Raw genomic sequence first — 9,241 nt, forward strand, 5'->3', positions numbered from 1 at the left:
CCTGCTCGGCGGGGCAGCCGTCGCCGGGATCGTGCATCTGGCGTCGTGGCCCCTGACATCTGCGCGTGCCACCGATCCGGAAATGGGCCCCGGCGTTGTGCCGTCGGTGGTCGGAATCGTCGTTCTCGCTGTCGCGGCGGCACTTTCGGCCCGCCGCACGGATCGGTGACGCCGATTGCACCGGCCCGGTAGCGGTGAGATAGGCCACATAGCATGCATGCGCCCGATGCGCCGTCGGGGCACCTGGATAAAGTCCATGCTCAGACCCGCTCACACCCCTGGAGCGGGCGTCAACGTAGACGAGACGGTGAGCTGATGGATCTCTTCGAATACCAGGCGAAGGAATTGTTCGCCAAGCATGGCGTACCCACCTCCGCCGGTCGTGTCACCGACACGGTCGCCGGAGCAACAGAGATTGCCGAAGAAATCGGCAAGCCAGTAATGGTCAAGGCACAGGTCAAGGTCGGCGGCCGCGGCAAGGCCGGTGGCGTCAAGTACTCCAAGGACGTCGCAGCAGCCACCGAGAACGCAGAAGCGATTCTCGGACTCGACATCAAGGGCCATGTCGTCAAGAAGCTTCTCGTTGCAGAAGCCTCCGACATCGCCGAGGAGTACTACATCTCCTTCCTGCTCGATCGCACCAACCGCACCTACCTCGCGATGTGTTCGGTCGAGGGTGGCGTCGAAATCGAGGTGACGGCGGAGGAGAACCCCGACGCACTCGCACGTATCCCGGTCGACGCCGTCAAGGGCGTCGATCTTGCTTTTGCTCGTGAAATCGCCGAAAAGGGCAAGCTTCCCGCCGAGGTGCTCGACGCCGCTGCGGTGACCATCCAGAAGCTGTGGGAGGTCTTCATCAACGAAGACGCTCTCCTGGTCGAGGTCAACCCGCTGGTTCGCACCCCGGACGATCAGATCCTCGCCCTCGACGGCAAGGTCACGCTCGACGCCAACGCAGACTTCCGTCAGGCCGGCCACGCCGAGTTCGAGGACAAGGACGCAGCCGATCCCCTCGAGGCCAAGGCCAAGGAGAACGACCTCAACTACGTCAAGCTCGACGGACAGGTCGGCATCATCGGAAACGGTGCCGGACTGGTCATGTCGACCCTCGACGTCGTCGCATACGCGGGCGAGGCACACGGCGGCGTCAAGCCGGCCAACTTCCTCGACATCGGCGGCGGCGCTTCGGCCGAGGTCATGGCCGCAGGCCTCGACGTCATCCTCGGTGACGAGCAGGTCAAGAGCGTGTTCGTCAACGTCTTCGGCGGAATCACCGCATGCGACGCAGTAGCCAACGGCATCGTCGGCGCACTGCAGAAGCTGGGCGACGACGCCAACAAGCCGCTGGTCGTCCGTCTCGACGGCAACAAGGTCGAAGAGGGCCGCAAGATTCTCGCCGACGCCGCGCACCCGCTGGTGACGCTCGCCGGAACCATGGACGAGGGCGCCGACAAGGCCGCCGAGCTGGCAGCGAAGTAGAGGAAACCATGTCAATTTTTCTGAACAAGGACAACAAGGTCATCGTCCAGGGCATCACCGGCGGCGAAGGCACCAAGCACACCGCCCTGATGCTCAAGGCCGGAACCCAGGTCGTCGGTGGCGTCAACGCACGTAAGGCCGGAACCACGGTCAAGCACGTCGACGCCGACGGCAACGACATCGAACTCCCGGTCTTCGCGTCGGTTTCCGAGGCCATGGAGAAGACCGGAGCCGACGTGTCCATCGCGTTCGTGCCGCCGGCATTCTCCAAGGACGCCATCGTCGAAGCGATCGACGCGGAGATCCCGCTGCTCGTCGTCATCACCGAGGGCATCCCCGTGCAGGACTCCGCGTACGCGTGGGCCTACAACGTGGAGAAGGGCAAGAAGACCCGCATCATCGGCCGAACTGCCCCGGAATCATCACCCCCGGTGAGGCTCTCGTCGGCATCACGCCCGCGAACATCTCGGGAACCGGCCCCATCGGCCTGGTCTCCAAGAGCGGCACGCTGACCTACCAGATGATGTTCGAGCTCCGTGACTTCGGATTCTCGACGGCCATCGGCATCGGCGGCGACCCCGTCATCGGAACCACCCACATCGACGCCATCGAGGCGTTCGAGGCGGACCCCGAGACCAAGATCATCGTCATGATCGGCGAGATCGGTGGCGACGCCGAAGAGCGCGCAGCCGACTACATCAAGGCCAACGTGACCAAGCCGGTCGTCGGCTACGTCGCAGGCTTCACCGCTCCCGAGGGCAAGACCATGGGCACGCAGGTGCCATCGTCTCCGGCTCGTTGGGAACGGCTCAGGCGAAGAAGGACGCACTCGAGGCCGCAGGCGTCAAGGTCGGCAAGACGCCGTCCGAGACCGCTGCCCTCGCGCGCGAAATCCTGGAATCGCTGTCCGTCAAGTAGGACTCGCTTCTGTGAAAAGCCCGCCACCGATGTCGGTGGCGGGCTTTTTCGTGCGCGTCCGGCTTCGCGTCAATGGACCACTGCATGCGTCTGGGCGATGCAATGTCACATTGACGCGAAGGGGTCTAGATTGATCCGCGTGCACAGGATCTTCACCACAGCCTTCAGCTCGGTCTATCCGCACTACGTGAACAAGGCCGAGCGCAAAGGCCGGACGAAAGCAGAGGTCGACGAGATCATTCGATGGCTCACCGGTTTCGACCAGTCGGCCCTCGACCGTCATCTCCAGGCCGAAACGACGTTCGACGACTTCTTCGCGGCGGCGGACCTCAACTCGAACGCGGAGCTGATCACCGGAGTCGTCTGCGGCATCCGCGTCGAGAACGTCGAAGACCCCCTGATGCAGAAAATCCGCTACCTGGACAAGCTGATCGACGAGCTCGCCAAGGGCAAGAAGATGGAAAAGATTCTGCGCGGATGACCCTTGCTCAGTAAATCGAATGAGTGAGAGTTGCGGTGTAGGTATCGGCGAGCAGATCACTGTTCGGCACCAAGATGTTCACCGTGGCCGTCCAACTGGTCAGGCACGCCACGCCCCCACTGGTTTTCGCGTTGACGGCGGTAGCCGAGAGCGGCACGTTGCTGACGCCGGGGGATTTCACGAACAGAAGTAGGCAGTTGGTCTCGGGAGCGGAGTAGGACGCGACCGGCGTGACCGTCCTCCCGGTGTTTTCGCCGCGGAACGGCGACAGGCTCACCGTGGAAGTCCAGTTGCCGAGTACGTTGACCACGCTCAGGCTCATGTTCCGGTCCATGGCACCCCAGGAGTCAACGCACCCTGCCCTGCTTGTGCGATCAGTCCGCTGTTCGCCTGAATGTTCAGCAAGCTCGCGGCGGGTGCTGCAGCCGCGCGAGCGGCAGGCTCAGGAGATGGGACGGCGCTGATCGAGGTGGTCGCGTCAGGAACCGACGTGGGCACCGCGGTTGTCGATGACGCGCCTGTCGGCTCGACGGTCACGGTGGTCGTCGGCACTGTTGTGATGCTCGGGACTGCCGTGGTCGTCGGGACTGCCGTGATGCTCGGGGCTGCCGTGGTGGTGGGGACTGTCGTGGTGGTGGGGGTCGGTTCCATCGTCGGCAGGGCGGCTGCGGTCTCGGTGGGGGAAATCGTCGTCGGCACAGTCGGCACGATCGGCACCGTCGGCACTTCGGTGGCTTCCGTCGGTGAGGGTGTGGTTGTGACGATCGGTTCGGAGGGTGCGCACTCGACCGTCGGCGTCGGCGTGGTGGTCGGTGCGATCGGGTCGGCTGGAACGGGGGTAGTCGTCGGCGTCGGGTCCGCCGCGCATGCTGTTGCGGCTGTGGGTATCTCGGGTGAGGGTTGTGCCGATACCGCCGGATGGGCGGTGGCCGCAAGGACCACCGCCAATCCGACTGCCATTGCCACACGCCGCATGTCAGGTGGTCCTTCGTTGCCGAACAGCCACGAGGAATGCTGCCGCTACGGCGATGATTCCCAACGCAACGGCCGCCCAGATCCACGCTGGAGTACCCGACTCGGACGAGGATCCTGCTGCGGCGACCGACCCTGGTCGGGGAAAGTCAGTTCGACGTCCGATGTCTTGTTCACCAACCCACTGGTGATGGTGATCGCCGCCTGCCACGGCCCTGCCGGGAGAGCTGCATCGAGTGTGAAGGTCACGTTCCCCGTCTGGCCCGGCGCGATGGAACCACCCGACCCCTTGACCGGCGTACTGGAAATCCCGCCGGGACCACCGGAGAGCTCGACCGTCCCGCTCGGATCGAGGGCGCGCCCGCCGGTGTTCGTCACTTCTGCACGTACCTCAGGTGCGCCCGAGTCGCTGCGTGCCGCGGTGACGCCGCCGATCTCCAGATCGGCCGGCGGACCGTTTCCGGGACCGACCGAGAGGTAGGTGCGGATTCCGGCTCGGCTGACGTTCTGGATACCCGTTCCGGTCGGTGCCGCGGCGGTCTGCGCCCATACGACGGCGTACTGCTCACCTTCGGGGGCGTCCGGTGGAACCGCGATGGTCACCACCGCTTCGGCTGCGGAGTTCGGAGCGAGCGTGAGGTCCGTCGGTGCCACGGACATCCACGTCGTCAGTTCGTTGACGGCACGGTCGTCACCCACTTCGAAGCCGCCGTCGTCCGCTCCGATCGAGGCGGCGGCGGGGTACAGCGTCACCGGTTGTTCTTGATCGCTGCTGTTGCTGACCTCGATGCGCCTGGTCACAGTGGTGCCAGGAGGCAGGTTGTCGATGATGTACGCCATCGCTCGTGGGTCGTCCTGTAGGGATACCGGCGCTTCGAGCAGTCGTATTCCGACGCTGCCCACCGGTGCCGGTTCGGTTGGCTGTTGAGCGACAGCCGGAGCCTGGGCGACGAGCGCTGAAGCGAACGTCAGAAGAGCCAGAACTCCGACTGTCAATCCCCGATTCGGTGACATCTACAGATCATGCAACCGAATGTGTGACGGTGCCCGTGTAGGTACCGGCAACGACGTCGGAGGGCAGTTCGACCTCGACGGTGCCGGTCCATGTAGCGGTATTGGCGCCGATGACCGCGGTAGCCACGACGACAGCTGTTGTGGAGTCGATGGTCTGTGGCACGAGCACTCCGGCCACAGTAGAAATTCCCGTGCGTGCAGGCAGGAGCGGTGCCGAGTAGGTGACGGCCGACGCGGGAATCGTTGCGGGGTCCGGTGAAGGCTTCTCGAAATCAGTGCTGAACGCCGACGCGGTCCAACCGTTGATTCCACGGCGCTGATCCGATACGACAACCGGCGTGATTCCTCCGCTTGCAACGTCCCCGGTGACCGTCAGCGCCTGGCTTGCGGGCGCAGTGATGTTGAGTGCGCCTCCGAGCACCGTGAAGGTCAGGACGGTGTCGGCGGCATTGGAGACAGCAGGGGAGATGACGGCAACAGCGAGAGCACCGGCAGCGGCGACGGTGGCGAACAGTGACTTGCGCATAGGGGGCGTCCTAGGGGAGGGCGAGCGAATTGGCTCACCGGCTTGTGATGTGCAACACAATAAGCCTCGTTGGTAGTGACGCGTTACAAATTGAAGATAACTGTCACGGGGTCTTTTTTGGGGGGTCGAAACGGACCTGAAACGTAGTTCTTAAAATCATGCTGAATCGAAGTGTGGTCATCGATCAGCCGTCGGACTTCACTGATCGTCATGACAACCACCGAGAACCGTGCCCTCACCAAGTCCTGGCCCGACGCCCCCACCACTGCAGCCGGATGGATTTCCCGCGCGGGTGAGGTGGCGCAACTGCTCGCAGTCGATGCCGTCGCTCGCGACAAGGGCCGCGAGATTCCCGCCGCCGAGGTGCAGCTGCTCAAGGACGCGGGCCTGGTCACCCTTCTCGGCCCCATCGAACACGGTGGCGCAGGCCAGGACTGGCCCACCGCGTACCAGGTCGTTCGCACCGTTTCGAAGGCCGACGGTTCCATCGGTCAACTGCTCGGATACCACCTGCTGTGGTTCTGGGCCGCCCGGCTCGTCGGCACCCCCGAGCAGATCGAGGCCGTCGAGGCCGACGCCACGAAGAACAAGTGGTTCTTCGGCGGTGCCGTCAACCCTCGGGACAACGACGTCGCCGTCACCGACGAGGGCGACACCATCGTCTTCGACGGTTCCAAGACCTTCTCCACCGGTAGTCGCGTCTCCGACGTCACCGTGCTCGAAGGTGCACTCGAAGGCAGTACCGATCACGTGTTCGCGATCGTGCCCTCGAACATCGAAGGGCTGTCTTTCCATGACGACTGGGACAACATCGGCCAGCGGCAGACCGAGAGCGGCAGCGTCACCATCGACAAGGTTCGCGTCGACTGGGCGAGCGCAGCAGGGTTCGTGGACAAAGCTTTTCAGCCGCGGGTCTACAACACCCTCAACGTCCCCACCATTCAGCTGGTGTTCGTCAACTTCTACCTCGGAATCGCGAGGGGTGCACTCGAGGAAGCTGCGTCGTACACCAAGGACAAGACGCGTGCGTGGCTGCACAGCACCGTGGACAAGGCCGTGGACGAGCCGTACATCATCGACATCTACGGCGATCTGACCTCCAAGCTCTGGGCCGTCGAAGCCCTCGCCGACGCAGTTGCGTTGGAAGGAAAGAAGATCCACGACAATGCCTGGAACGTCACCGCCGAAGAGCGCGGTGAGCACGAGGTACGCGTCGCCGCGGTCAAGGCTCGCGCCACGGAGGTCTCCCTCGAGATCACCGGGGCGGTGTTCGAGGCGCTCGGCGCACGAGCGACGGCCAGCAAGTACGGCTTCGACCGCTTCTGGCGCAACGTGCGTACGCACACCCTGCACGATCCGGTCGCATACAAGCGACGTGAGGTCGGGCGCTGGGTTCTCACGGGCGAGCTGCCCGAGCCGACCTGGTACTCGTAGTCGCAACTTTTCTGGCCCCGATCCGACCCCCGATTTCCGGATGAATGGGCCATTCACGCCATCTGAGTGCGTGAATGTCACATTCATCCGAAGAAGGATGACGCACATATGAGCACCGAAAAAATCACCGACGCAATCAAATTCGCATACTGGGTACCGAACGTCTCGGGAGGGCTGGTCACCAGCACCATCGAGCAACGCACCAGTTGGGATTACGAATACAACAAGAAGCTGGCGCAGACCGCCGAGAACAACGGTTTCGAGTACGCCCTGAGTCAGGTTCGCTACGAAGCCAGCTACGGTGCCGAGTTCCAGCACGAATCCACCAGTTTCTCGCTTGCGTTGCTGCTGGCGACGGAGAGGCTGAAAGTCATTGCGGCCGTGCATCCCGGGCTGTGGCAGCCGGCGGTCCTCGCCAAGCTCGGAGCCACAGCCGATCACCTCTCCAACGGCCGATTCGCCGTCAACGTCGTCAGTGGCTGGTTCAAGGACGAGTTCACCCATCTCGGTGAGCCATGGCTCGAGCACGACGAGAGATACCGTCGCAGTGCAGAATTCCTGCAGGTGCTGCGCAAGATCTGGACCGAGGACGACGTCGACTTCCGCGGTGACTTCTACCGGATCCACGACTTCACCCTCAAGCCCAAACCGCTGAACACTCCCGATCGGCCCAACCCCGAACTGTTTCAGGGCGGTAATTCGTCTGCAGCGCAGGAGAATGCCGGACGGTACTCGGATTGGTACTTCAGCAACGGCAAAGATTTCGACGGCGTCACCGAGCAACTCGACAATCTCCGACGCGTTGCACGTGATCACCGGCGTGAGGTGAAGTTCGGGCTCAACGGCTTCATCATCGCCCGAGACAGCGAGAAGGAAGCCCGAGACACATTGCGCGAGATCATCGAGAAGGCGAACAAGCCCGCTGTCGAAGGTTTCAAGGGAGCGGTGCAACAGGCGGGCAATTCGACGGGCGACAAGAAGGGAATGTGGGCCGATTCGACGTTCGAGGACCTCGTTCAGTACAACGACGGCTTCAAGACGCAGTTGATCGGAACCCCGGAGCAGGTGGCCGAGCGAATCGTCGCCTACCGTCGCCGCGGCGTCGACCTGATTCTCGGCGGCTTCCTGCACTTCCAGGAGGAGATCGAGTACTTCGGGGCGAAGGTCCTGCCGCTGGTTCGGGAGCTCGAAGCTGCCGAGTCGAACGACCACGAGCTGGTTGCTTCTCGCTGACCTGGAGTTCCTCGAGCGGTCGGGTCCGTGCAGTAGCGTGAGTTCTCGGACCCGACCGACCTGGGGTACGGACAATCTCAGATGAGGAGACGCGATGACCTACTCGCCCGGCAGCCCTGAATCAGGGGGCTCCAACTCTGGTGGCTACGGCGGAGGTGGACCGTCCTACGGCCCGTCGTCCTCGCCGAATCAGCCGTCGTCCAACCCACAAGGTCATCCGGGCCAGAACCAGCCGTTTCATCAGCCGTCGGTGTCCAATCCCTTCGGCCCTCCGGTCCCCGGCACCTCGGCGCCGGGCCCGGGTTCCGCTGCACCGCAGTCGAAGTCGCCCGGATCAGCGCTGTCGAGTCTGCCGAGGATTCTCACGTTCGCGATCCTCGGGCTCGGCGTCGTCACCTTCCTGCTCGGACTGCTCGACCTCGTCACCGCCGAGGTCACCTCGTCTCAGGAACTGCCGAGCAGCATCCAGACCTCGTTCAGCACCACCTTTTTCGCGTCCGGTGGTAGCGCGGTGTCGGTTGCTCTACTGCTGGCAGCGGGCTTGATCGCCGGTGCCTCGCTGCTGCAGAAGGACGCCAGGAATCAAGCCGTGGTGGCCGCCCTGGCGATCGCCGGCTGGCTGGTGCTGGTCTTCCAGTCGTTCAGCCTGCCCAGCGCGGAGGGCAACGAGTTCGCCAGCACCACCAGCTCGCTCGGTATCGGTGCGATCCTGGTGCTCGTCCTGGGCTTCGTCCAAGCAGCCGCCGCGGTGGTGGCACTGCTGCTCGATGCGGGCATCGTCAAGGCCCCGGCTCCCAAGCCCGCGGGCTACGGCAATCAGAACCAGCAGCCCGGATACGGTCAGCAGAACCCGTACAACGCGCCGACGACATCATTCGGTGGACCGTCGCAACCACAGGCTTACGGCAATCCGCCGTCGTACGGTCAGCCCCAGGGAACCTCGTCCAACTTCGGTCAAGGTCTCAGCGGTCAGGCACCGAGCGGACAGTCGTCGGGGCAGCATTCCTACAACCCGGGTGGACAGCCGCCGTACGGACAGTCCGCCCCCAACACCCCGTCGCCCCAGGGCGGTTATGCACCGCCGCCGTACACCGGTCCGAGCGGCCCGGCCGCCGGGCAGCTTACCCGCCGAACAGTACGGCCGGCCCGCTCCGGACGACGGACCGACCCCCGGCCCCCAAGGT

General features: G+C 64.0%; 8 protein-coding genes and 2 pseudogenes. 6 read left to right on the forward strand and 4 right to left on the reverse strand.

Annotation, left to right across the window (positions count from 1 at the left end):
* Nucleotides 1–315: 315 nt before the first annotated feature.
* The 3 genes and pseudogenes from sucC to RHBS_RS19235 all read left to right on the forward strand — a co-directional run.
* A complete protein-coding gene (gene sucC, locus RHBS_RS19225; protein ID WP_121870682.1) occupies nucleotides 316–1,479 on the forward strand; it encodes an ADP-forming succinate--CoA ligase subunit beta in 1,164 nt (387 codons plus the stop codon).
* Nucleotides 1,480–1,487: 8 nt separating this feature from the next.
* A pseudogene (gene sucD, locus RHBS_RS19230) lies at nucleotides 1,488–2,397 on the forward strand (succinate--CoA ligase subunit alpha).
* 157 nt (nucleotides 2,398–2,554) lie between these two features.
* Nucleotides 2,555–2,878, forward strand: a pseudogene (locus RHBS_RS19235) (DUF2200 domain-containing protein); the annotation flags it as partial.
* Nucleotides 2,879–2,885: 7 nt separating this feature from the next.
* On the opposite strand, the gene RHBS_RS19240 reads toward RHBS_RS19235, so the two are convergent.
* From RHBS_RS19240 to RHBS_RS19255, 4 genes are read right to left on the reverse strand one after another with little or no spacing between them, the layout of a single operon-like run.
* Nucleotides 2,886–3,200: a hypothetical protein gene (locus RHBS_RS19240; RefSeq protein WP_128646244.1), complete on the reverse strand. Its 315-nt coding sequence runs from the start codon at nucleotides 3,198–3,200 to the stop codon at nucleotides 2,886–2,888.
* On the reverse strand, nucleotides 3,197–3,853 hold the full coding sequence (locus RHBS_RS19245; protein WP_128646245.1) for a hypothetical protein: 657 nt from the start codon (nucleotides 3,851–3,853) through the stop codon (nucleotides 3,197–3,199). Before RHBS_RS19245 ends, RHBS_RS19240 begins: the two co-directional genes overlap by 4 nt.
* A 45-nt stretch (nucleotides 3,854–3,898) precedes the next feature.
* The gene (locus tag RHBS_RS19250; protein ID WP_128646246.1) at nucleotides 3,899–4,864 is read right to left on the reverse strand and encodes a hypothetical protein; all 966 of its coding nucleotides are present in this window, start codon (nucleotides 4,862–4,864) and stop codon (nucleotides 3,899–3,901) included.
* 7 nt (nucleotides 4,865–4,871) lie between these two features.
* Nucleotides 4,872–5,390: a hypothetical protein gene (locus RHBS_RS19255; RefSeq protein WP_128646247.1), complete on the reverse strand. Its 519-nt coding sequence runs from the start codon at nucleotides 5,388–5,390 to the stop codon at nucleotides 4,872–4,874.
* A 210-nt stretch (nucleotides 5,391–5,600) separates the two neighbouring features.
* Here RHBS_RS19255 and RHBS_RS19260 point away from each other — a divergent pair, with 210 nt between their 5' ends.
* From RHBS_RS19260 to RHBS_RS19270, 3 genes are all read left to right on the forward strand, one after another.
* The gene (locus RHBS_RS19260; protein WP_187298558.1) at nucleotides 5,601–6,824 is read left to right on the forward strand and encodes an acyl-CoA dehydrogenase family protein; all 1,224 of its coding nucleotides are present in this window, start codon (nucleotides 5,601–5,603) and stop codon (nucleotides 6,822–6,824) included.
* A gap of 108 nt (nucleotides 6,825–6,932) precedes the next feature.
* Nucleotides 6,933–8,057 (forward strand): dimethylsulfone monooxygenase SfnG, encoded by a 1,125-nt coding sequence (sfnG, locus tag RHBS_RS19265; protein WP_128646248.1) that lies wholly within the window; start codon nucleotides 6,933–6,935, stop codon nucleotides 8,055–8,057.
* Between the two features lie 94 nt (nucleotides 8,058–8,151).
* Nucleotides 8,152–9,241: DUF5336 domain-containing protein (locus tag RHBS_RS19270; protein ID WP_128646249.1), on the forward strand; the 1,090-nt coding region annotated here is incomplete at its 3' end.

Origin of the sequence: Rhodococcus sp. BS-15, assembly GCF_000813105.1 — a bacterium.
GTDB lineage: Bacteria > Actinomycetota > Actinomycetes > Mycobacteriales > Mycobacteriaceae > Rhodococcoides.

What these genes read in the sequence shown, in the direction of transcription:
- RHBS_RS19250 (WP_128646246.1), bottom strand. Translation starts at nt 4,864, where the DNA reads ATGTCACCGAATCGGGGATTGACAGTCGGAGTTCTGGCTCTTCTGACG.
- RHBS_RS19240 (WP_128646244.1), bottom strand. Translation starts at nt 3,200, where the DNA reads ATGAGCCTGAGCGTGGTCAACGTACTCGGCAACTGGACTTCCACGGTG.
- RHBS_RS19260 (WP_187298558.1), top strand. Translation starts at nt 5,601, where the DNA reads ATGACAACCACCGAGAACCGTGCCCTCACCAAGTCCTGGCCCGACGCC.
- sfnG (WP_128646248.1), top strand. Translation starts at nt 6,933, where the DNA reads ATGAGCACCGAAAAAATCACCGACGCAATCAAATTCGCATACTGGGTA.
- RHBS_RS19245 (WP_128646245.1), bottom strand. Translation starts at nt 3,853, where the DNA reads ATGCGGCGTGTGGCAATGGCAGTCGGATTGGCGGTGGTCCTTGCGGCC.
- RHBS_RS19255 (WP_128646247.1), bottom strand. Translation starts at nt 5,390, where the DNA reads ATGCGCAAGTCACTGTTCGCCACCGTCGCCGCTGCCGGTGCTCTCGCT.
- sucC (WP_121870682.1), top strand. Translation starts at nt 316, where the DNA reads ATGGATCTCTTCGAATACCAGGCGAAGGAATTGTTCGCCAAGCATGGC.